This window comes from Streptomyces sp. NPDC001515, from assembly GCF_053597115.1.
This window is the reverse complement of the sequence record NZ_JBSFHN010000027.1, coordinates 96,612-120,254: the sequence shown is the minus strand read 5'-3', so window position 1 is coordinate 120,254 and position 23,643 is coordinate 96,612. Positions and strand designations below refer to the sequence as shown.

The 23,643-nt window shown below is 73.2% G+C and carries 14 protein-coding genes, 1 tRNA gene and 1 pseudogene; 15 read left to right on the top strand and 1 reads right to left on the bottom strand.

What is annotated here, in order from left to right; translation table 11 throughout:
- A pseudogene (locus tag ACWCXC_RS26530) lies at positions 1-96 on the bottom strand (cysteine dioxygenase); the annotation flags it as partial.
- Positions 97-367: 271 nt separating this feature from the next.
- Between ACWCXC_RS26530 and ACWCXC_RS26525 the strand changes: the two are divergent.
- The 15 genes from ACWCXC_RS26525 (at position 368) to ACWCXC_RS26455 (ending at position 23,642) form a co-directional block, all read left to right on the top strand.
- On the top strand, positions 368-979 hold the full coding sequence (locus tag ACWCXC_RS26525) for a small secreted protein (RefSeq protein ID WP_450685242.1): 612 nt from the start codon (positions 368-370) through the stop codon (positions 977-979).
- Between the two features lie 73 nt (positions 980-1,052).
- Positions 1,053-2,588, top strand: a complete 1,536-nt coding sequence (locus tag ACWCXC_RS26520; RefSeq protein WP_450890728.1) for a DUF7059 domain-containing protein — start codon at positions 1,053-1,055, stop codon at positions 2,586-2,588.
- Positions 2,585-3,592, top strand: a complete 1,008-nt coding sequence (locus ACWCXC_RS26515; RefSeq protein WP_450685244.1) for a helix-turn-helix domain-containing protein — start codon at positions 2,585-2,587, stop codon at positions 3,590-3,592. The genes ACWCXC_RS26520 and ACWCXC_RS26515 overlap by 4 nt, the downstream gene beginning before the upstream one ends.
- A 125-nt stretch (positions 3,593-3,717) precedes the next feature.
- The gene (locus ACWCXC_RS26510) at positions 3,718-4,818 is read left to right on the top strand and encodes an ATP-binding cassette domain-containing protein (RefSeq protein WP_450890727.1); all 1,101 of its coding nucleotides are present in this window, start codon (positions 3,718-3,720) and stop codon (positions 4,816-4,818) included.
- Entirely contained in the window at positions 4,815-5,606 is a 792-nt protein-coding gene (locus ACWCXC_RS26505) for an ABC transporter permease (protein ID WP_450685246.1), read from the top strand. Before ACWCXC_RS26510 ends, ACWCXC_RS26505 begins: the two co-directional genes overlap by 4 nt.
- Before the next feature lie 85 nt (positions 5,607-5,691).
- On the top strand, positions 5,692-6,570 hold the full coding sequence (locus tag ACWCXC_RS26500) for an ABC transporter permease (protein ID WP_450685247.1): 879 nt from the start codon (positions 5,692-5,694) through the stop codon (positions 6,568-6,570).
- 289 nt (positions 6,571-6,859) lie between these two features.
- Positions 6,860-7,057 carry a hypothetical protein gene (locus tag ACWCXC_RS26495; RefSeq protein WP_450685248.1) on the top strand — a complete coding sequence of 66 codons (198 nt, stop codon included), beginning with the start codon at positions 6,860-6,862 and terminating at the stop codon, positions 7,055-7,057.
- A gap of 335 nt (positions 7,058-7,392) precedes the next feature.
- Positions 7,393-10,242, top strand: a complete 2,850-nt coding sequence (topA, locus tag ACWCXC_RS26490; protein ID WP_450890726.1) for a type I DNA topoisomerase — start codon at positions 7,393-7,395, stop codon at positions 10,240-10,242.
- A 155-nt stretch (positions 10,243-10,397) separates the two neighbouring features.
- Complete coding sequence (gene tmk, locus ACWCXC_RS26485) at positions 10,398-13,907, top strand: dTMP kinase (RefSeq protein WP_450890725.1); 3,510 nt, start codon at positions 10,398-10,400, stop codon at positions 13,905-13,907.
- Between the two features lie 419 nt (positions 13,908-14,326).
- Complete coding sequence (locus ACWCXC_RS26480) at positions 14,327-15,532, top strand: DNA polymerase III subunit delta' (protein ID WP_450890724.1); 1,206 nt, start codon at positions 14,327-14,329, stop codon at positions 15,530-15,532.
- 196 nt (positions 15,533-15,728) lie between these two features.
- Complete coding sequence (locus ACWCXC_RS26475) at positions 15,729-17,279, top strand: alpha/beta hydrolase (RefSeq protein WP_450890723.1); 1,551 nt, start codon at positions 15,729-15,731, stop codon at positions 17,277-17,279.
- 115 nt (positions 17,280-17,394) lie between these two features.
- Positions 17,395-17,471: transfer RNA gene (locus ACWCXC_RS26470), tRNA-Thr, on the top strand.
- Positions 17,472-17,766: 295 nt separating this feature from the next.
- The gene (locus tag ACWCXC_RS26465) at positions 17,767-18,537 is read left to right on the top strand and encodes a hypothetical protein (protein WP_450890722.1); all 771 of its coding nucleotides are present in this window, start codon (positions 17,767-17,769) and stop codon (positions 18,535-18,537) included.
- Positions 18,538-18,687: 150 nt separating this feature from the next.
- On the top strand, positions 18,688-19,746 hold the full coding sequence (locus ACWCXC_RS26460; RefSeq protein ID WP_450890721.1) for a hypothetical protein: 1,059 nt from the start codon (positions 18,688-18,690) through the stop codon (positions 19,744-19,746).
- Positions 19,743-23,642 (top strand): CHAT domain-containing protein, encoded by a 3,900-nt coding sequence (locus ACWCXC_RS26455; RefSeq protein ID WP_450890720.1) that lies wholly within the window; start codon positions 19,743-19,745, stop codon positions 23,640-23,642. Before ACWCXC_RS26460 ends, ACWCXC_RS26455 begins: the two co-directional genes overlap by 4 nt.
- Position 23,643 lies beyond the last annotated feature (1 nt).

Here is a 23,643-nt window from a genome sequence, read left to right as displayed (position 1 = left end):
CGCGCGGTCGGCGGCGACGGCGCGGGCGAGCCCGACGAATTCCGCGACGGTGGCGGGGTGTTCGCGGGCGGGGCGCAGGAGGTGCGGAACCTCGATATGAGGGCGCGCCCACCGGTTCGTTCCGTCGACGGAGACGTGCGAGGGGTGCTGTGGTCGCACGCGCCTCAGGTCGTTCGGGAATCACCTGGACACGTGGCATGTCGCTCGGGTGTTCCCGGATGCGGGGGCCGTGTGGGTGAGTTGTATCTCCCTCGTTTCCCTTGGTGCAAATGGCTGCAAAAGCCCATCCACCGGACGACCGGCACCCGGATGGAGGCCGTTCGGCGTGTAAGTTCCGGGGCCGAGAGCCTTGGAAGGGACCAATCCGGTGAACAAGAAGTGTGCGGCCGCGCTGTCCGGCGGTGCGGTACTCGTGCTGATGCTGTCGGGATGCGGCGGCGACGACAGCGACGACAAGGTGAACGACTGGGCCAAGAAGGTCTGCGACCAGGTCCAGCCCCAGCTGCAGAAGATCGCGAACGCCAACGCGTCGATCCAGCAGCAGACCGCCGACAACAGCAAGCCCGCCGACGTCCAGAAGACCGACTCGGCCGCCTTCCAGCAGATCTCGCAGGCGTACAAGGCGCTCGGCACCGCGGTCGACTCGGCGGGCCCGCCGCCGGTCGACGACGGCGAGACGACGCAGAAGGAGGCCGTGAAGGAGCTCAACGCCTCGTCCGCGGCCTACGCGGACCTGCAGAAGCAGGTCGACGATCTCGACACGAAGGACCAGGCGAAGTTCGCCGACGGCCTCAAGGGCATCGCGGACGAGCTGAACAAGATCAGCACCAACGGTGACCAGGCGCTGAAGAAGCTCCAGTCCGGCGAGGTCGGCACGGCCATGGCCAAGCAGGAGGGCTGCCAGAAGCCCACCGCCTCGGCCTCGCCCTCGGCCGGCGCGTCGAAGGAAGCCTCTCCCTCGCCCAGCAAGAAGGCGTAACGCACGGTCGGGCGCCCCGGCCGGACCCGCCGGTCCGGCCGGGGCGCTGCCGTTGTCAGTGGGAGCCGTCACAATGGGTGATGTGAGTAAGACCAGCCTTCCCGCCGCAGACCACGCGCCCCGACTCCGCGAATCCCTGCTCGCCGCCGACTTCACCGCCGACGGCCTGCTCGACCTGCTCGGCGCCCCCGCCTACGCCGCGCTCGCCCGCAGCGAGACGGTGCCGGCCCTGCGGGCGACCAGAGGGGACGCCCCGCTCGACACCCTCGTCCGCCTCTTCCTGCTCCAGCGCCCGGTGCCGGCCGAGCGGGCCGCCGCCGTGCTCCCGCTGGAGGAGTGCCTGGCGGACGGCTGGCTGACCTCGTACGAGGGGGAGGTGCGCGCCACCGTCGATGTGCGGCCGTACGGCGGCCCGGACGGCCAGGACTGGTTCATCGTCTCCGACCTCGGCTGCGCGGTCGGCGGGGCGGGAGGCATCGGTTCGCGGGACGAAGGCGTCGTCCTCGGCATCGGCGGGGCCTCCACCACCCTCGCCGGAGTCACCGTCCGCCGGCCCGTCACCTCCGCGCTCGACGTCGGTACGGGCTCCGGCATCCAGGCGCTGCACGCCTCCCAGCACGCCACCCGTGTGACCGCCACGGACCTCAACCCCCGCGCCCTGGACTTCACCCGGCTCACCCTCGCCCTGTCCGGCGCCGCTCCGGCCGATCTGCGCGAGGGCTCGCTGTACGACCCCGTCGCCTCGGAGACGTACGACCTGATCGTCTCCAATCCGCCCTTCGTCATCTCGCCCGCCGCCCGGCTCACCTACCGGGACGGCGGCATGGCCGGTGACGACCTGTGCCGGACCCTGGTGCAGCGGACGGGCGACCGGCTCAACGACGGTGGCTTCGCGCACTTCCTGGCCAACTGGCAGCACACGGGGGACGAGGAGTGGCAGGACCGGGTGCGCTCCTGGGTCCCCGACGGCTGCGACGCGTGGATCGTCCAGCGCGAGGTGCAGGACATCACGCAGTACGCGGAGCTGTGGCTGCGCGACAGCGGCGACCACCGCACGGACCCGGCGGAGTACGCCGCACGGTACGACGCGTGGCTCGACGCGTTCGAGGCCACGGGCACCAAGGCGGTCGGCTTCGGCTGGATCACCCTGCGCAAGTCCGCGGCGGCCGGCGCGGGAGCGCCCTCGATCGTCATCGAGGAGTGGCCGCACGCGGTGGAGCAGCCCCTCGGCCCGGCCGTCGAGGCCCACTTCGCCCGCCAGGACTATCTGCGGGAGCAGGACGACGCCGCGCTCCTGGCCGGGCACTTCACCCTGGCGGCGGAGGTCGTGCAGGAGCAGGTGGGCATGCCCGGGGCGGAGGACCCGGAGCATGTGGTGCTCCGTCAGAACCGGGGCATGCGCCGCGCGACGAGGGTGGACGCCGTCGGCGCCGGGTTCGCGGGCGTGTGCGACGGCTCGCTGCCCGCGGGCCGGATCCTGGACGCCATCGCCCAGGTGATGAACGAGGACCCGGTGCTGCTGCGCGACCGCACCCCGCAGGCCATCCGGCTGCTCGTCGAGGAGGGCTTCCTGGAGCCTCTCCCCCCGGGCGGGAAGGCGGCCGGATGATCCGTATCGAGCTGGACGAGGCCGCGCTCGGCGCGACGCGGATCACCATCAGCCCGCTGTGGGACGCCTTTTGCAGCCTGCACCTGCTCATGCCGCACCGCACCCCCTCCTGGCCGTACGAGGAATGGGCAGCACAGGCCCGTACGGTGCTGCGCGAGGACGACCGCACGGAGCCGCTGAAACTTCTGATCGACGGGCCGGACCAGTTCCCGGACTTCATGCTGCCGCGCCCGTGCGGGGCCACCTCGGTCGAGACGGAGCTGGACGCGATACGGGCCACCCCGGCCGACATCGTCCGGGAAGGCGTCGCCGAGCACTACGCGGAGCTTGAGGACCACCCGCTGATCCGCCCGTATCTGACGGACCCGGAGGCCGCCTGCGCGGACCTCGCCGACGCGTACGCGGCGTATTGGGAAGGGGCCATGGCGGCCCACTGGCCCACCATGCGCCGCCTGGTCGAGGACGAGGTCCTCATCAGAGCCCGGACCTTCGCCACGGAGGGGATCGACGCGCTCTTCACCGGGCTGGAGAGCCGCGCCCGGTGGACGCCGCCGGTGCTGGAGCTGACCAAGCACATCGACGCCGAGTACCGGGCGGGGGAACGGCGGTTGCTGCTCGTGCCGCTCGTCTTCGCGGAGGGCTGCCGGCTCTACTCCACCGACGACCCCGAGGTGCTGGCCGTCTCCTTCCAGGCCCGGGGCGCGGCGGCGCTCCGGGAGCGTCCCGCCGAGCACTCCGGGGGAGGCGACCGGCTCGGGCTGCTGCTGGGGCGTGGCCGGGCCTCGGTCCTGCGCCAGCTCGGCGGACCGCTCACCACGGCCGGGATAGCCGACCGGCTGGGGCTGGCTCCCAGCACGGTGTCGGAGCATCTGTCGGTCCTCGCCGAGGCGGACGTCGTCACGCGGCACCGGGTCGGACGCAGCGTGTACTACCAGCTCACGGACAGCGGCCGGGCCCTGCTGGCGCTGCTCTCGGGAGAGGACGTCCTGCGCGCCGTCTCCTGAGGGAGGACGGGGGTGGAACGGTGCGGAGCCGGCCGGCGCCGGGGCCGGGGCGGTATGGGCTGCGAGGATTCGGTGGCCCCCGAATCGATGGCGGGTGCCGGGCGGCGGGTCCTAGCGTCGCCGCCATGCTTGCGATCGAGGCGGAGAACCTGCGCCGCACCTACATCAGCCGGACCGGTTTTCCGCGACCGCGTCGGACCGCGACCGAGGCCGTGCGCGGGGTCACCTTCGAGGTGGCGCGCGGCGAACTCTTCGGACTGCTCGGGCCCAACGGCGCCGGCAAGACCACCACCATCAAGATGCTCAACACCCTGCTGCTGCCCACCTCCGGCACCGCGAGGGTGCTGGGGCGCGACGTGGCCGGCGACCCCGTCGCCGTACGCCGCAGGATCGGCTACGTCTTCGGTGGCGACCGGGGTCTGTACGACCGGCTCTCCGCCCTCGACAATCTGCGCTACTTCGCCGAGCTGTACGCCGTCGAACCGCGCGACCAGAAGCGGAGGATCGCCGAACTCCTCGACCTGGTGGGCCTCACGGGCCGGGAGAAGGAGCGCGTCGAGGGGTACTCGCGCGGGATGCGGCAGCGGCTGCACATCGCGCGCGGGCTGCTCCACCGGCCCGATGTGCTGTTCCTCGACGAACCGTCCATCGGCGTCGACCCGGTGGCCGCCCGCGATCTGCGGCGTACCGTCGCCGACCTGCGGGCGGGCGGCACCACCGTGCTGTTGACCACGCACTACATGGCCGAGGCCGACGAGTTGTGCGACCGGATCGCGGTCATCGCCGGAGGCACGATCCGCGCGCTGGGCACCCCGGACCGGCTCAAGGCACGGGTCCAGGAACGGGGTGTGCTGGAGATCGAGGCGTACGGGGCGGGCGAGGAGCACCTCGACCGGATCCGGAGGCTGGCCGGCGTCCACGGGGTCGCCGCCGAGGACCGGGGCAGCCGACAGGCCGTCATCGTGCAGACGGAACGCGGAGCGGAACTGCACACGCAGGTGCTGGCCGCGTTGGACGGGGTGCGCGTCGGAAGCGTCGTCACCCGTGAACCCACGTTGGAGGACGCCTATATCGCGATCGTGGAGGAGTCCGAGGCGCAGGACCCGGCGGAATCGGAGGCGGAACCAGACGCGGAGCCGGAATCGGATGCGGAACGGAATCCGGAACGGGGTGACGGAGCGGTGCCCGTGAGGTCCGGCCGGTCCGGGGACGGGGGCGCCGCATGAGGCCCGCGCGAGCCCTGCGCCTGATCGCCGTCGGGGTGCGTACGCATGTCTCGTACATGAGCCGTTCACCGATCGAAATCACCTTCGCCGTTCTCGTCCCCCTGGTGTATGCCACGCTCGCCGTCTATCTCTTCCGGGCCGCCGACGACCCGGACCGGCTGCTGACCGCGGCCGTCGGGGCGGGGCTGATGGGGATCTGGTCGTCGGTGCTGTTCGGCTCCGGCGGCGCCGTGCAGAACCAGCGCTGGCTGGGCACGCTGGAGACGCTGGTCGCCTCGCCCACACCGCTCTGGCTGGTGCTCCTTCCGATCACCCTGGCGACCGCCGTCATCGGCACCTACGCCATGGGGGCGACGGTGATCTGGGGCGCGGTGCTCTTCGGCGTACCGCTGGACTTCGCGCATCCGCTGCTGTTCCTGGTCGCCGTGCCCGTGTGCGTACTGGCGCTCGGAATGATGGGGCTGCTGCTCGCGGCCACGTTCGTCCTGCTGCGGAACGCCAACGCCCTGGCCAATCCGCTGGACGCGCCCGTGTGGCTGCTCTCCGGGATGCTCGTTCCCGTCACCGTGCTTCCGGACTGGACGCGCCCGTTGTCCTGGGCGCTGCCCACCACCTGGGGGTCGAAGGCGGTGCACGCCGCGACGTCGGGCGGTGCCGGGAACGCCGGGGTGCTGGTCCCGATGGCCGTGGCCGTAGGGCTCGGTACGGCGTACGCGCTGGTCGCCGTGCTCGTCCTCGGGCGCGTCGAACGGCGGGCACGGGCCGCCGCCACGCTCGCCCTCGCCTGAGGCGGGGACCGGCCCCGCCGCCTCGCCCCTCCGCTTCCCTCTGTCGCGTTCCCTCTGTCGCGTCCACACCAGGAGTTGTCCCGTCATGCCTGCTCCCGTATCCGTCCCGACCGCCGCCGCGGACCCGGAAACCCCTCCCGTACCCGGGGAGAAGCCCACCGCGGCAGGGATCGTGGCGCGGGCCGCGTCCGCGCTGCGGCTCGTCGTCGTCGGGGGCGCGCTCTCGTACCGGGCGCTGTTCAACTGGACGACGCCGCCCATGTTCATCGGGACCCTGCTGGTCGGACCGCTGCTGCAACTGCTGTTCTTCGTCTTCCTGGGGCGTCAGCTCCAGGTGGCCGACGACCGCTTCTACCTGCTCGGCAACGCCGTGGTGTCCGCCTCGACCGCCTGTGTGTACGGCGGCACGATGGCGATCGCCAACGAACGCCGGTACGGGACGCTCGGAGCGGTGCTGCTGAGCCCTCGGAACAGGGCTCCGCTCTGGTTCGGGCGCGCCCTCCCGTATGTACTGAACGGCCTTGTCATCAGCGTCTTCACGCTCTCCATGGCATGCCTGCTCCTGGGACTGCGGATTCCGGTTGGGGCCCTGCCCGGACTGGCGGCGGTGCTGCTCGCGGCGGCTGCCGGATGCTCCGCCTTCGGGCTGGCGCTCGGTGCCCTGGGGCTGCGGTTCCGCGATGTCTTCCTCATCTCGAACGTGGCCAGTTCCGTACTCCTTCTCCTGACCGGAGCCAATGTGCCGCGAGGGGATCTGCCCGGCTGGATGCGGGCCGTCGGGGAGGTCCTGCCGATGACGCACGCGGCCGAGGCCGCACGCCAGTTGTCCGCGGGCGCGGGACTCGACGGCCGGGGCCTCGCCGCCGAGCTGGCCACGGGCGCGGGGTACGTGGTCGTCGCCGTCGTCCTGCTCGCGGTGTTCGAACGCGGCAGCCGGCGCCGGGCCACGCTCGACGTGATGTGAGACGCGGTCCCGGGGGACGTGCGGACGTGCGGCCCCGGCGGACGGGCGGATGTGGGGTCCCGGGGGACGTGCGGACGTGCGGACGTGCCGCCCCGGCGCACGGGCGGACGTGCCGCCGCGCGCCTGTGCGGTTGTGCACCGCGCGGAGGGAGTCACGTTCCGCCGGATCGCCTGTTCACCCGCCGTTCGTGTCCGCGACGTTCCGCGGTGGGAGTCTCCCCGGGCATCGAGCGGCAGCGGGCGGGCGACCGGGCCCGGCCGGGCCGTGGGGGACCGGGAGCGTGGGCGTATGGAGAGCGGACCTGGCGTCTTCGCCGGAGCGGCGTTCGCGCTGTTCGGCGGCGCGCTGCTGTGGTGGACGGGGGCGCGCGCAGTACGCCGCGCGCCGGTGGCGCACGGAGTGAGCCCCGTCGCCTCCACCGTTCTCGCCACTGTGTTCGGCGTACTTTTTCTCGTCCTCGGCGTGTGGTGCCTCACCACGATCTGAACCCGCCACCGCTCCGCCCGCCCCGTGCGGGGCCGCGTCCGGGCCCCGCTCGGGGCTCCGGAACACGCCCGGACCGCCCACCGTTCGCACCCGGCGCCCGCAGGGCGGCCGGGCCCGGACGAAACCCGCAGGCAGACGCCGTGCGCCGGGCGGACCGAGCGGGCCGGGCGGCAGGAATGGCGGAAGTCGGGTTACCGTTCGAGTGGCCGTTGCGGGCTTTTGCCGTTTGACACGGGGGCGGGTTGTACCGTCACACTCCGCAGCGACAGCACTGTCGGCAGCGTCGTCACGCTGCCCTGAGGCCCACCGAGCGTCGACCGGAGAGAAGAGCGAAGTTGTCCCCGACCAGCGAGACCGCACAGGGCGGCCGCCGACTCGTCATCGTCGAGTCGCCTGCCAAGGCGAAGACGATCAAGGGCTATCTCGGGCCCGGATACGTCGTCGAGGCGAGCGTCGGGCACATCCGCGACCTCCCGAACGGCGCCGCCGAGGTGCCGGACGAGTACACCGGCGAGGTGCGCCGCCTCGGGGTGGACGTCGAGCACGACTTCCAGCCGATCTACGTCGTCAACGCCGATAAGAAGGCCCAGGTCAGGAAGCTGAAGCAGCTGCTGGCCGAGTCGGACGAACTCTTCCTCGCCACCGATGAGGACCGCGAGGGCGAAGCCATCGCGTGGCACCTGCAGGAAGTCCTGCGCCCCAAGGTCCCGGTCCACCGGATGGTCTTCCACGAGATCACCAAGGACGCCATCCGGGCCGCCGTCGCCAATCCGCGCGAGCTCAACCAGCGCATGGTCGACGCCCAGGAGACCCGCCGCATCCTCGACCGCCTCTACGGCTACGAGGTCTCGCCGGTCCTGTGGAAGAAGGTCATGCCGAAGCTCTCGGCGGGCCGCGTCCAGTCCGTCGCCACCCGGCTCGTCGTCGAGCGGGAGCGCGAGCGCATCGCCTTCCGCTCCGCCGAGTACTGGGACCTGACCGGAAAGTTCGCCACCGGCCGCTCCGGTGACGCCTCCGACCCCTCGACGTTCACCGCCCGGCTCAGCGCGGTCGACGGCCGGCGCATCGCCCAGGGCCGCGACTTCGGTCCGGACGGCCGGCTCAAGGAGTCCTCGGCCCAGACCCTGCACCTGGACGAGACGAACGCCCGCGCCCTGGCCGCCGCGCTCGCCGACTCCGCGTTCGCCGTCCGGTCCGTCGAGTCCAAGCCGTACCGCCGCTCCCCGTACGCGCCCTTCCGCACCACGACCCTCCAGCAGGAGGCGAGCCGGAAGCTGGGCTTCGGGGCGAAGGCCACCATGCAGGTCGCGCAGAAGCTGTACGAGAACGGCTTCATCACCTATATGCGTACCGACTCCACGACCCTCTCGGACACCGCCGTCTCGGCGGCCCGTGCCCAGGTCACGCAGTTGTACGGCGCGAACTACCTGCCGGACAAGCCGCGCACGTACGCCGGGAAGGTCAAGAACGCGCAGGAGGCGCACGAGGCGATCCGCCCCTCCGGCGACCGCTTCCGCACCCCCGCCGAGACCGGCCTCACCGGCGACCAGTTCCGCCTCTACGAGCTGATCTGGAAGCGGACCGTCGCCTCCCAGATGAAGGACGCCACCGGGAACTCGGTCACCGTCAAGATCGGCGGCCGGGCGAGCGACGGCCGGGACGCCGAGTTCTCCGCGTCCGGCAAGACGATCACCTTCCACGGCTTCATGAAGGCGTACGTCGAGGGCGCCGACGACCCGAACGCCGAGCTGGACGACCGCGAGCGCCGGCTGCCGCAGGTGGCCGAGGGCGACGCGCTCTTGGCCGACGAGATCACCGTCGACGGCCACGCGACCAAGCCCCCGGCCCGCTACACCGAGGCGTCGCTGGTCAAGGAGCTGGAAGAGCGCGAGATCGGCCGCCCGTCGACGTACGCCTCGATCATCGGGACGATCCTCGACCGCGGCTACGTGTTCAAGAAGGGCACGGCCCTGGTGCCGTCGTTCCTGTCGTTCGCCGTCGTCAACCTGCTGGAGAAGCACTTCGGCCGGCTCGTCGACTACGACTTCACCGCCCGCATGGAGGACGACCTCGACCGCATCGCCCGCGGTGAGGCCCAGTCCGTGCCGTGGCTGAAGCGGTTCTACTTCGGTACGCAGGACGGCGGCGACGTCTCCGGCGCCGGGGCGGCCTCCGACGCGGGCAACGGCGACGGCGACCACCTCGGCGGGCTCAAGGAGCTCGTCACCGACCTCGGCGCGATCGACGCCCGGGAGATCTCGTCGTTCCCGGTCGGCAACGACATCAAGCTGCGCGTCGGCCGCTACGGCCCGTACATCGAGCGCGGCGAGAAGGACTCCGAGGGCCACCAGCGCGCGGACGTCCCCGAGGACCTGGCGCCCGACGAGCTGTCCGTCGAGTACGCGGAGGAGCTGCTGGCCAAGCCCAGCGGCGACTTCGAACTCGGCGCGGACCCCGTCAGCGGCAACCAGATCATCGCCAAGGACGGCCGCTACGGCCCGTACGTCACCGAGGTGCTGCCCGAGGGCACGCCGAAGACCGGCAAGAACGCGGTGAAGCCGCGGACCGCCTCGCTCTTCAAGTCGATGTCGCTGGACACGGTCACGCTGGCCGACGCGCTGAAGCTCATGTCGCTGCCGCGCGTCGTCGGCGAGGACGCCGAGGGCGTGGAGATCACCGCGCAGAACGGCCGCTACGGCCCGTACCTGAAGAAGGGCACGGACTCCCGGTCGCTCACCTCCGAGGACCAGATCTTCGACATCACCCTCGAAGAGGCCCTGGCGATCTACGCCCAGCCCAAGCAGCGCGGGCGGGCCGCCGCCAAGCCGCCGCTGAAGGAACTGGGCACGGACCCGGTGAGCGGCGCCCCGGTCGTCGTCAAGGACGGGCGCTTCGGCGCATACGTCACCGACGGCGAGACGAACGCGACGCTGCGCACCGGCGACAGCGTCGAGGACATCACGCCGGAGCGCGGCTACGAGCTGCTGGCCGAGAAGCGCGCCAAGGGCCCCGCCAAGAAGAAGACGGCGAAGAAGGCTCCCGCGAAGAAGACGGCGGCGAAGAAGACCGCGGTCAAGAAGACGACCGCCGCGAAGAAGACGACCGCCAAGAAGACGGCGGCCAAGAAGACGGCCACGGCCGCGAAGAAGACGGCCGCCGCGAAGGCCACGTCCACCGAGGAGTGATTCCGGGGGCCGGAATCCGGGCCTCCGTGTGCGGGCCGGGACAGGACGGTCCCGTCCCGCACGGCCCGCCCGGCGCGGTGCCGCCGTGCCGGGGCGGCGGGCGTATGTTCGGACGCGGACTCCGGGCACCGGTCCGGTCCCGATAGGCTGGGCGGATGACGCGAGCCGAGCAGCCAACGGTCGTGAGCCCCACCTCCGACACACTTGCCGCAGACTCACGCGAGCGCGCCGTACGTGCCCTGTTGCGTGTTCCCCCGCTGAAGCGGTTGTGGAGCGCCCAGCTCGTCGGCAGTACGGGCGACGCGCTCGCCCTGCTGGTGCTGGTGTTGCTGTCGCTCCAGGCGGCGGTCGTCGAGGGCTCCTTCGGATCCGGTTACCGCGGGGCGGCCTTCGCCGTCGCCGCCGTTTTCGGGGTCCGGATTCTCTCCACCCTGCTCTTCGGAGCCGTACTCCTGGGCCCCCTCACCGCCCTCACGGGACCCGGCGGAGCGCTCGACCGGCGCTGGGTGATGATCGGCTCCGACGGGCTGAGGCTCGCCCTGCTGGTCGTCGCCCCGCTGTGGATCGACTGGATGCCCGACAAGGCGCTCATGATGATCCTCATCACCGTCTTCCTCACGGGGACCGGTGAGCGCCTGTGGACGGTGGCGAAGGAGAGCGCCGCGCCCGCGCTGCTGCCCGCCCCGCCGATCGAGGGCGCGGCGGTGCGCCCGCTGCCCGACCACCTCGACGCGCTGCGCCGGCTCTCGCTGCGGACCGACTTCGCCGCCGTTCCGGCCGCGGCCGTGGTGCTGCTGGTCGCCGGCCTCATCGGCGATCTGCTCGGATCCGGGCTGGACTGGTTCTCGTTCCACCAGGCGGCGCTGGGGTCGTACGTCGCGGCCGGGCTGTTCTCGGCCTCGCTGTCGACCGTGTACTTCCTGGAGTTCCCCGGTACGCCGACGCCCCGGCCCCGCTCTCCCCTGGAGGGGCTGCGCCGGCCGTCCGCGTCCGGTACGCCCGACCGGGGCCGCACCGGTGCGGTGCCGCTCGTCGTCGGGACCTGCGCGGCCGTCGCCGGGGCCATCGCGGCCGCGGCCGCCGTCGCCGTCCTGCACGCCGTCGACCTGGGCGGCGGCCCGGCCACCCTCGCGCTGCTGATCCTCGCCCTGACCGGCGGCACCGGCGTCGGCATCCGCACCGCCCAGAAGGTGCTGCCGACCCTGTCGCGCCGCCGCCTGCTCTCGCTGGCCACCGCCGTCACGGGCATCGCACTGCTGGTGATGGGGCTGGTCCCGGACACGACGACCGTCGTCCTGATCGCCGTACTCGCCGGATACGCGGCGGGCGTCGCCGCGAACACCGGCCATGTGCTCATCGACCAGGAGACCGAGGAGTCCCGCAGGGCCCGGACCGCCGACCACCTCCAGGCCGTCGTCCGGGTCCTGATCGGGCTCGGCGCGGTCGGCGGCCCGCTGGTGGCCGCCGCCATCGGCACCCACCGGCTGACCATGGGCGACTTCGTCTTCGCCCACGGCGGCGCGGCCTTCACCCTGATGCTGATCGGCGCCCTGCTGCTGCCGGTCGCCGTGATCGTCCTCGCCCGGACGGACGACCGGGCCGGCGTTCCGCTCCGCCGTGAGCTGCGCGAGGCGCTGCGCGGCGGCGACCCGGCGGTCGCCCCCGCCCCGACCGGCTTCTTCCTCGCCCTGGAGGGCGGCGACGGCGCCGGCAAGTCCACCCAGGTCGAAGCGCTCGCCGCCTGGATCCGCGCCAAGGGGCACGAGGTCGTCGTCACCCGCGAGCCCGGGGCGACCCCCGTCGGCAAGCGGCTGCGCTCGATCCTGCTCGACGTGTCGTCGGCGGGGCTCTCCAACCGCGCCGAGGCGCTGCTGTACGCGGCCGACCGGGCCGAGCACGTCGACTCGGTGGTGCGTCCGGCGCTGGAGCGGGGCGCGGTCGTCATCTCCGACCGGTACATCGACTCCTCCGTCGCCTACCAGGGCGCCGGCCGCGATCTGGCGCCGACCGAGATCGCCCGGATCTCGCGCTGGGCCACGGACGGGCTCGTCCCGCATCTGACCGTGCTGCTGGACGTCGACCCGGAGACCGCGCGGGAACGGTTCACCGAGGCGCCCGACCGGCTGGAGTCCGAGCCGCCCGAGTTCCACGCCCGCGTGCGCTCCGGCTTCCTGACGCTGGCCGCCGCGGACCCGCTGCGCTATCTGGTGGTGGACGCGGGCCAGGAGCCCGAGGCGATCACCACCGTCGTACGGCACCGGCTCGACCAGGTCCTGCCCCTCTCCGAGGCCGAGATCAAGGCCCGCGAGGAGGCCCGCAGGGCGGCCGAGGAGGAGGCCAGGCGCAAGGCCGAGGAAGAGGCCGCGCGCAAGGCCGAGGAGGAGCGGCTGGAGCGCGAGCGCCAGGAGCAGCTGGCCAAGCTCCGCGCCGAGGAGGAGGCCCGCAAGGCCGCCGAGGAGGAAGAGGCCCGCAGGCGCGAGGCCGAACGCCAGGCGGAGGAGGCCCGTCGCCAGGCCGAGGAGGCCCGCCGTCTCGCCGAGGAGGAGCGGGCCAGGCTCGCGGCCGAGGAGGCGGCCCGCGAGGCCGAACAGGCCCGGCTGCGCCGCCAGGCCGAGGAGGAGGCCCGGCTCCGCAAGGAGGCCGAGGCCAAGCGGCTGGAGAAGCAGCGCAAGGCGGAGGAGGCTCTGCTGAGGGCGGAGGCCGCCCGCCGTCAGGCCGAGGCGGAGGCCGCCGCGGCGGCCGAGACCGCCCGTCTCCAGGCGGAGGCGGACGCGCAGGCGGCTGCCGCCGCTGAGAGGGCCCGCGCGCGTGCGGAGTCCGAGCGGGTGGAGGCCGAGCGTGCGGAGTCCGCGCGTGCGGAGTCCGAGCGTGCGGCGGAGACTTCCCGTTCTTCGGGGCGGGCCGCGTCGTCGTCGGAGTCGTCCGGGGCGGCGGGATCGTCCGGGGCGGCGGGGGCAGCGGGGGCTGGTGGATCGTCCGGGGCGTCCGGGGCGTCTGGTACGTCCGGCGCGTCCGTTCCGGACAACGAGGTGACGGTTCCGACGCCGATCGTCGATCCGGATGCCGCCCGTCGGGACACGGGTGCGCGGGGCGGTGAGGACGACCGGGACGGTACGGCCGGCTCGGACCCCCTGAAGCAGAACACCGTCGGACCGAACGAGGTCACCCAGCCGGTGCCCTCGCCGGGGAGCGGGTCGTCGGCGTCCTCGTCGATGGGCCGGGGCGCGTCGTCGGCGGCCGGCCGGTCCTCCGACGAGGACGAGACGACGATGATCCCCCGGATCTCCGACTCCTCCACGCACCCCGGTGCGGCGGACGAGACGGCGGTGCTTCCGCAGGTCCGCGAGCCGGGCCGGGGCCCCGTACGGGACAGCGACCCCGCCGACCGGGTGCCGCGCGGCATCTTCCGGGACGAGCGCCCGGCGTCCTCCGCGGCGGAGAGCGAGAACGAGCGGACCCGGGAACTGCCGCAGATCACCGACCCGGAGGCGGACCCGCACGCGGACCGGGACCGGCGCGGTTCGTCCCGTCGGCCGCGTCGCCCCCGCCCCGACTGGGCGGAGGAGACCCCGCTCGACGATCTCCCCTCCCTGGCGGACGAACTGCTCGGCGACCACGACGACGACGGTCCCGGGCCGACGGGCCGGGGCCGCCGCAGGCGCTGACGGACGGCCGGACGGCCGGGGCGGTGCTCGTGACCGCGCCCTCGTCCGGTCGGGACGGCCCTCTCCCGCCGTGCGGCGGTGGGGGCCGTTCGCCGTTCACGCGTCGGGTGAGGAACGGCAGTCGGCCGTACGCCGTTCGGTGGGGCGGGCGCGAAAGGCGGCCGGCAGCCGTGCGCCGTTCGGCGTGGTGGGTGCGAAAGGCGGCCGACAGCCGTGCACCGTTCAACAGGGTGGACGCGGAGGACGCGGAGGATCAAGGGGGCCGGCGGGCGGCCGGACCGGACTGTCCGACCCGTCCGCCACAATGGAAGCCGGACCGACGAACGACGTCACGGCGGCAGCCGGGGCGCGAACCACCGCGGGTGACGCGGCCGTTTCAGGCGGCGGCGTGCCCGCACACCACGGGAGGGCGGTGACCCATGTCCGTATGGGACGACCTGGTCGGCCAGGACCGCGTGCAGGAGCAGCTCGGCGCCGCCGCCCGGGACGCCGATGTGCTGGTGAGCGCCCAGTCGTCGGGCGATCCGGTGCCGCCCGGCTCGAAGATGACCCATGCCTGGCTGTTCACCGGCCCGCCGGGCTCGGGCAGGTCCACGGCGGCCCGTGCCTTCGCCGCCGCGTTGCAGTGCACGAGCCCGGACCGGGCGCTGGGCGGTGCGCCGGGCTGCGGCTTCTGCGACGGCTGCCACACGAGCCTCATCGGTACGCACGCCGACGTCGACGTGGTCCGCACGGACCTGCTCTCCATCGGGGTGAAGGAGACCCGCGACCTGGTGCGCCGCGCCCAGCTCTCCCCGGCCGTGGGCCGTTGGCAGGTCATTGTCATCGAGGACGCCGACCGGCTCACCGAGGGTGCGGGCAACGTGCTGCTGAAGGCGGTGGAGGAGCCCGCTCCGCGCACGGTCTGGCTGCTCTGCGCGCCCTCGCTGGAGGACGTGCTGCCCACGATCCGGTCGCGCTGCCGCCACCTCAGCCTGCGTACGCCGTCGGTCGAGGCCGTGGCCGACGTCCTGGTCCGGCGCGACGGCATCGAGCCCGAGCGCGCGGCCGCCGCCGCCCGCGCCACGCAGGGGCACATCGGCAGGGCCCGCCGCCTGGCCACCGACGAGGGGGCGCGCGCCCGCAGAGCGGCCGTCCTGAAGCTGCCGCTGCGCGTCGAGGACATCGGGGGCTGCCTCAAGGCGGCGCAGGAGCTGATCGACACCGCCAACGAGGAGGCGAAGCAGGCATCGGAGGAGACCGACGCCAAGGAGACCGAGGATCTGAAGGCGGCGCTCGGCGCGGCGGCCGGGGGGCGGATGCCCCGGGGCACGGCAGGCGTGATGAAGGAGCTGGAGGACCGGCAGAAGCGCCGCAAGACGCGTACGCAGCGCGACAGCCTCGACCTGGCGCTCACCGAACTGACGGGCTTCTACCGCGATGTGCTGGCCCTGCAGCTCGGCTCCCGGATCGCCATCGCCAACGCCGACGCGCAGGACGCCCTGGACCGGATCGTCCGTTCGTCCACGCCCGAGCGCACCCTGCGCCGGATAGAGGCGGTGGGCGCCTGCCGCAAGGCCCTCGACCGGAACGTGGCACCGCTGCTCGCGGTGGAGGCGATGACGATGGCCCTGCGCGCCGGCTGAGGACGGCCGGGCACCCTCTTTCCGTAGCGTTCCGTAGAACGCTGGGCGGCCCCTTCGACAGTTCTTTCCGCAGCACAGGAAGCTCTTTCCGCAGCACAGGGCTACGGGCCGACGAGTCGGCGGGCAGCGCTGAACCACTATCACCCGAAAGAGTAGGGAATCGGGCGAGCCGTCGCCGGGCGGTTACGCTCCGGAGATGCACACCAGGCGCCCGCTCCATACCCTCGCACTCGCCCTCGGCACCGCCGGCCTCCTCGTCTCCGGTTGCAGCGGCGGCAGCTCGACGACGGGTTCCCCGTCCCCGGCGCGGGCGGGCTCGGCGTCCCCCTCGGCCGTACCGGAAGCGCTCGAACCGTTCTACGCCCAGCATCTGAGCTGGCGCGACTGCGGTGTCCCCGGCTTCCAGTGCACGACGATGAAGGCGCCCCTCGACTACGCGAAGCCCGAGGGCGACTCCATCAAGCTCGCGGTCTCCCGCAAGAAGGCCACCGGTCCGGGCAAGCGCATCGGCTCGCTCCTGGTGAACCCGGGGGGCCCCGGGGGGTCCGCGATCGGCTATCTCCAGGGGTACGCGGCGATCGGATACCCGGCACCGGTCCGCGCCCGCTACGACATGGTGGCCATCGACCCGCGCGGCGTGGCGCGCAGCGAACCCGTGGAATGCCTCACGGGCCCGCAGATGGACGCCTACACCCAGGTCGACCAGACACCGGACGACCGGGCGGAGATCGCGAAGCTGAGCGGTGCCTTCGAGACATTCGCCACGGGCTGCGAGAAGCGTTCGGGAGAGATCCTGCCGCACGTCTCGACCGTCGAGACGGCCCGCGACATGGACATGCTGCGCGCCCTGCTGGGGGACGAGCGGCTGCACTACGTCGGGGCCTCGTACGGGACGTTCCTGGGCGCGACCTACGCCGAACTGTTCCCCGGCCGGGTCGGGCGGCTCGTCCTCGACGGGGCGATGGACCCCTCGCTCCCGTCGGTCGAGATGAACCGCGACCAGACCGCGGGGTTCGAGACCGCGTTCACCGCCTTCGCGGAGGACTGCGTCAAGAAGAAGGACTGCCCCCTCGGCACCGGTTCGGCCGACGACGCGGCGGACCGGCTGAAGGGGCTCTTCGCGGACCTGGACGCCCGGCCGATCCCCACGGGCGACTCCCGCAAGCTCGGCGAGTCCCTCGCGACCACGGGCGTCATCGCCGCCATGTACGACGAGACGGCCTGGCCCCAGCTCCGCGAGGCGCTCACCGGCGCCGAGCACGGCGACGGCTCCGGCCTGCTCTCCCTGGCCGACAGCTACTACGAGCGCGAGCCCAGCGGCAGGTACACCAACCTCATGTACGCCAACGCCGCCGTGAACTGCCTCGACCTCCCGCCCGCCTTCACCTCCCCCGAGGCCGTCACCCGCGCCCTCCCCACCTTCGAGAAGGCATCCCCGGTCTTCGGCAGGGGCTTCGCCTGGGCCGCCCTGAACTGCGCCCACTGGCCCGTCCCGCCCACCGGCACCGCCCACCGCATCACCGCCGACGGCGCCGCCCCCATCGTCGTCGTGGGCACCACCCGCGACCCGGCCACCCCGTACAAGTGGGCCCAGTCCCTCGCCGGCCAGCTCTCCTCCGGCACCCTCCTCACCTACGAGGGCGACGGCCACACCGCCTACGGCCGCGGCAGCGACTGCGTCGACACCGCCATCAACACCTACCTCCTCGACGGCACCCCGCCCGCCCCCGGCAAGAAGTGCACCTGACCCCGCCCACCCCGTGACCAGCCCGAACGCCCCCGAACCGGCCTGGTGCGGAGCACCCCCGGAAACTGTGTACACTTGGCGACGCTGCTGATCGCACCATGGTGCGACAGGGCGTGCCGCCTTAGCTCAGTTGGCCAGAGCAACGCACTCGTAATGCGTAGGTCTCGGGTTCGAATCCCGAAGGCGGCTCCATTGAAACCCCAGGTCAGGCTTCTGACCTGGGGTTTTTGTGTGGGGTGATCGGGGTGTCCCGGCATGTCGGGGATAAGTGGCCTTTGCATCGTCATGCGGGTCGGTTTCGGCCGGTCGGGGATTCGCCGGCATACGGGGTACATATCCTGCCCAGCGGTCGTAGCCTGAGCCGACGGAGGGCGCAACGTCCCTACCGGGTAAGCCTGTTGGCCTGCACGCGCTGCTGCGCGGGGCGGGCCGGGGCGTGGGGGAGAGGTGGGGCATGGCGTCCATCCCTGAGATGTATACGCGTGAGATGCACAGGAATGTCGAGTACCTGGCGTGCTGGCTGCCGTCGACCCGTGTGGCGCTGGGGGACGTGGGGGTGCTGGAGGGGCATCGGTTCAGGAGGGTGACGAGCCTGGCGGAGCTGGGGATCGCGTTTGCCAGGGACGAGGACAGTCCGGTGGCCGACATCAACTACGCGTCGGCGGACTGTGTCGCGGTGGATACGGGGGCGCGTCTCGGGTCGTCCGCGGCGGACGCACTGTGCGATGTGTCGGTCACCTTCGCCCGGGACGGTGCCACGTTGTTCCAGGCGGCGGGGTGTGTGCAGGAGGCCGTGGGGAGTCTTGCGGCGCTGGAGTCCGCGCTGCGTGCGCGGCACGAGAGCGGGGACTGGCGGCTGGAGCACGTGGTGGTGACCGAGGTGGTGCGGACGGGGCCCACGGTGATCCTGGTCGCCGAGCGGAAAGGGGCCCGGCTGGATCTTCGGGTCAGTACGGCCGCTCTGACCAGCCCGCTGCCGTTCGCCGGCGCCGCGGCGAGGTGCGAGGTCGCCCGTCGGCAGGGGATCGCTGCGGAGGTCGTGGTTCCGGACGGTGCGACGCCGCTGTTCAACGCGGTGCAGCTGCGCAAACGGCCGTTGCGTGGGTACGACCTGGTCTTCCGCGACGACGACGACGAGCTTGCCGGGGGCGGGGAGGCGGACGGGTGGGACGAGCCGGATGAGACCGAGCTGGTCCGCGTGACCTGGGCCGATCCGGGGCCGGAGCGGGACGGTTCCGGGGTGGCCGAGGGCGTCTGAGCGGCCTTCCGAGAGTGGCCCGCGAGCCGTGGCCCGTGGCCCGTGAGCCGTATCAGTCGTGCGAGTCGTACCAGCCGTGTCAGTCGGTCCAGTCAAGAAGAGGCAGCGGTGAGGCATGAGCCGTACCAGCGCATCGACAGCCGGTGAGCCGTGAGCCGTGACGCCGAGGGCGCGGACGCCGTACCCCGTACAGCCGCGCTGCGCAGGTGTGTCGAGACGGCGCGGGTGCTGGCGCGTGACGACGGGGGTCCGGTCGAGGTTCGGCATCTGTTCTTCGCGGTGGCCTGCGACGGGGCCGCCGACACCCGGGCCCGGCTGGTGATGAGGGCGACCGCGTGGCACCACTTCCTCAGCGACGAGGCGTATCGGGCGGTGGGAGAGGCCGGTGCCGGGGCGCGGGCGGGGGCGGTGCCGTTCGGGCCGGGGGCCGTCGCGGTGCTCGCCCGGCTGCCGTACTGGGCGGGGCGGACCGGTGACGACACCGCCGACACCGCGCATCTGCTCATGGCGTGTCTGGAGGCCGGTGGCGGTGACCAGGAGACGAGGGAGACCGTGCGCTCGATGGGGCTGAGCGTACGGGTCGCCGTGTCGCAGGCCATGACGGTGCGGCGGGACGTCGCGGCGGACGACCGCCAGACGAACCAGCGCGGGCCGATCCTCTCGCGCCGCCGGAGCGGCCGGCCGGCGCCGTACCACTTCCAGGCGCCGCACCGCGCGATCGGGCCGCGCAAAGGACGGCACATCAGCCGGCGGTCCCAGATGACCAGCACGGCGCACCTCTCCTCGCATGTGCAGGCCCATCTGCTGCGCCTGCACCTCGCGGTGGCGTGGTGGCACCAGCTCGGCATCTTCGCCGCGCTGGCCGTGCTGGTCTGGGCCGTGTGGGCGGTGACGTGGTGGTCGGCGCTGTGGCTGGTCAGCCTGTCGGTGCGCCGCCATCAGGCCGTCCCGGCGGTTCGCCTGGGCATCGATGCCGTGCTCGTGGCGGTCTCCGTGGTGCTGGGCATTCCCTGGCCCCTGGTCGGGGCGGCGCTGGTGTGCCGTCTCGTAGATCTGCCGGACGGCCGTCTGGCGCTGCTCCAGATCCGGGGGGACGTCGGCGATCCGCTGCTGACGGAGGGGGACCTCCAGGCCGACCGCAGGGCGGACCGCCGCGCGGCCGGCGCCTACCGTCTGCTGAAGATCCGGCGGGAGCTGACGCCCGAATGAACCTCTCGTCCTTCGACCCGTTCCGTGACGACGCCGTCGACGCGCTGCCCGGCTGGCTGGCCGGGCGCAACCGGGGCGACGACGAGGACGTCGTCGAGTACGCGCTGCCGCTGTGCGTCCTGTTCGGGCGCGGGCAGGGCATCGGCACCCGGGCGCGGCTGCTGGCGCGGGCCGTTCGCTCCTGGCGGTTCATCCGCCGGGGCCGGTCGCGGGAGTCCCGGATCGGGCTCCACGCGTGCGACCTCCACACGGTCCGCGACCGCGTGCTGTGGTGGCGGGCGCTCGCCGTCCGGTGTGCGGTCGTGGGGGTGGCGGTGGGGGCCTGTCTGCTGGTCGCGGACCCCGGCTGGGCGGTTCTCTGGTTCGCGGCCGGCGCGTGGGGCGTGCTGGGGTGGCGCAGGGGCCTGGCCGCCGCGCTGTTCGTCGCGCTCTGCGTCTGGGCCGGCCGGCAGCGGCCGGAGCTGCTGGTGCCCGCGGCGGGCGTCGCCGCCCTCGTCTTCCAGGCCCGCCTGATCCTGTCGGTCCAGGAGGTGGGGCTGGTGGCGAGGACGTCTTCCGGTAATCCCGCCGGATTTCTCGGGCGGTGGTTCCTTCTCCGCGCCCTCTGGGACCCCGGAGCGGCCTCCGTCGTCCTGGCCGTGGACAAGGCGACCGGCGACGACCGGGCCCGGACCGCCTGCTTCACCGACGGCGCGCCCGGCCCCGTACCGGACCGGCTGCGCCCGGTCCTCGTGCAGTGCCGGGCCCTCGCAGCCCTGGCCGGTCTGGAGTTCCGGACGGCGATGGTGCTGTCCGAGGAGGCCCGTGCCCTGGCCGGCCGGGACGGCGCCCCGCCCGGCATCCGGGGCTGGTGTGCGCTGCAGGCGGGCGACGTCCTGTTCGCGGCGGGTCAGCCGGCCGCGGCCGAGGTGCGCTGGCGGGAGGCCCTGGACCTGCTGAGGGCCGCGCCGCGCTGCCGCTACTGGGCGGCCGAGGCCGAACTGCGGATGATCGAGGCGCTCACCGCCGACCTCTCCGACGCCGCCCGGTGCGTCGACGGTCTGCGCATCCTGTGCCGCACCCGGCACACCGCGATCCGCACGAACGACATGCTGCTCCTCTCCAGGACCGAGCGGTATCTGCTGCGTCTGATGCACGAGGCGGGCAACACCGTCGGCGTGGTGGAGCAGTTGGCCGACCAGCACGACCGGACCGGGGGCAAACCGTCCCACGAGGCATCCGTCGCCGAACACGCGGCGGAAATCCTGCTGTTGGCCACCCTCTACCTCGACATCATCGAGAACCCCGACCGCTACCCGGACACCCTGCGCGTCGACGAGGACGGACAGCACGAACGCTACGTCTACGCCGCCTCGTTGATGGACAACGTGCTGAGCCAGCTCAGCAGGTCCAGGACCCCCCACCTCCAGGCCCAGGCCCACGCGGTGCTGGCGTACATCCAGCGCGCCGTCGGCATGCGCGAGGAAGCGCTGGGCAACGTGCTCGAAAGCCTCCACGCCGTCCAGCACATCCGCTACCAACTGCCCACCACCCGGTGGCGCGCGCACTGGATCGCCGCCCACGCACACGTCTACGCCCTCGCGCTCGACCTCGCCGTGGACGACCCGGCCCTCGTCGCGGAGTTGCTGGAAGCGGTGCGCTCCCAGTCCGTTCCCGTCGAGTCGGACGCCTCCGGTGCCCGGCTGCGGGCCGTGCTCGACGCGCTGGCTTCGAGTACGGGGCTGCCGCCCGGGGCCGGGGAGGCGCCGGAGGACGGGCCGGGCGACGACCGCCGCCGCACCGACCCGCTGCTGACCGACCGCACCGTCCTCGTGGGGCAGGCGTCCTGGGTCGGCGGCGAGGCGGCGAACGCCGTCGACCTCGACGGCGAACTCGACCTGATGGCCCCGGGCGGGTGGTACTGGAGCTACGCGCGGGCCGGGGAGTGGATCTACCACGCGGTCCGCACGCCTTCCGGCGACTGGCACGCCGAACGGCGCCCCCACGACCGGTTCGCCGACGCGTTCAAGGATCTCCTCCTCCACCTGCCCGTCGCCGTGCCGGGCGCGCCGCCGGCCGGGCGCAGGCTCCGGGGCAGCGCGTTCGCCGCCACCGGCTCCGACGACCCGGTCCGGGGGTATGCGACGGCCGGCCAGGTGTGGGCGCGGATCTTCGACGCACTGGGCGCGGCGCTGATCCCCGCCGTGCTCAGGGACGCGCTGGCCGCCACCCGCGCCCCGGTTCCGCTGGCCCTCGCCCCGACGGGGGCGCTGGCCCTCGTACCGGTGTGCGCGCTGCCCGTCACCCCGGGGCGCGATGTCGTGGACGTCGCACAGCTCACCTATCTGCCCTCGATCGCCCTGCTCTCCCAGCGGCGGCGGCTCACGGTCCGGGAGGGCGGCGACCCGGCTCCCGGCACCGGGGCGGCGCCCTCGCGCGTCCTCTCCGTCCTCGCCCCGCACGCCACGGCCGACCCGAGCACGCACGACCTGAAGCACGCGATGGCCGGAGTGCCCACGGACAGCCAACCGGCGCCCCGCCCCCTCACCAAGGGGGGATTCGCCGGGTTCCTGGCGCGCCACGGCACCGACGACACCGTGCTCCACCTGGCCGGCCATGTCGTCCGGCCGGACCGGGAGGACCCGGGAGGCACCGGTTTCCGGTTCGCCGACGGGCCCCTGTCCCTGCACGACTTCTACCGCACCGACGACACCGGCGCCCCGCTCCACTCCCTGCCCGACCGCGTCGTGCTCGCCGCCTGCGCGAGCCTCGGCCTCTACGGCCGCCCGGAGCACGGCTACGCGCCCTCGCTGCTCGACACCCCCGAGTGGCTCGGCCTGGGGGCGGCGGTCGTCCACGGCGGTGCCCGGCACGTCTACTGCACGCTGTTCCCCGTGCCCGACGCCGCGCACACGACCCGTGTCGACCTGGCGCTCGTCGACGCCCTGCGCGCTCACGCGGAACCCGCCGAGGCCCTGCGCGCGGTCCAGCGCGCGGAGGTGGGGCGCTGGCGCGACGGCCGAGGCGCGTTGCCACTCGCCTTCCTCGCGTACGCGTACGTCGGACTCGGCGCCGCCCCCGGCCGGGAACCGGCCGCACCACCGCCCGTCTCCGAGCGCCCGGCGTACGTCTCGCTCCCCGCCGCCCGCGCTCCGGAGCGGTCCCGGCCCGGGGCGGAGCCGGCGGTCCGCCCCCGCGCCGAGACCCGGACCGCGTACGAACCGTTCATGATGATGTCCCGGCACACCCCTGACGGCGCGGGCCTCTCCGACCGCCTGCACCCCCGCTTCGGCCGGAACGGCCGGCTCCTGTTCACCCCGTACGACGGAGAGCCGGCCGCCCCCGTCGCGGTCCGCGTGGCGGTGTGGAAGAAGGAGCGGCTCCGACTCAGCGCCCTGAGCATGAGCACCGAGACCGCATGGCGGGTGCGCGGGGCCGGTCTCCACCTCACGGACGCCCGTCTGGTCCTGGTCGTCGACGAGCCGGACTCCCGGGGCCGGACGCTCGCCGGACACATCCGGTACCCGTGGATCACCACCGTGGCGTACCGCCCCAAGCAGAGCTTCCTCAACGACTGCGAGCTGGTCGTCGTGTGCCAGCAGGACAGCGACCCCGACACCGTCGAGTTCTCCCGGCTCACCCTCGTCCTGCCCCCGGAGGCCGACAGCGCGGACCTGGCCCGCCGGCTCGTCCGGCGCCTGGCCCGCCACCACCTGGACCACGGCGGAGTCCCGGCCGTCACCCGCCCCCGCTTCGAAGCCCTCCTCGACCCGCCGCGCCTGCCGCTCCCGGAGAAGGGCGGCCACGCGTCGTACTACCTCCCCGCGTTCAAGAACTATCCCGAGGGCGTCGAATACCTCGACGGCCGGCCGGCCGCAGGGACCTGGCTCGGGCCCGGTCTGAACGCCGGAGAGTGAA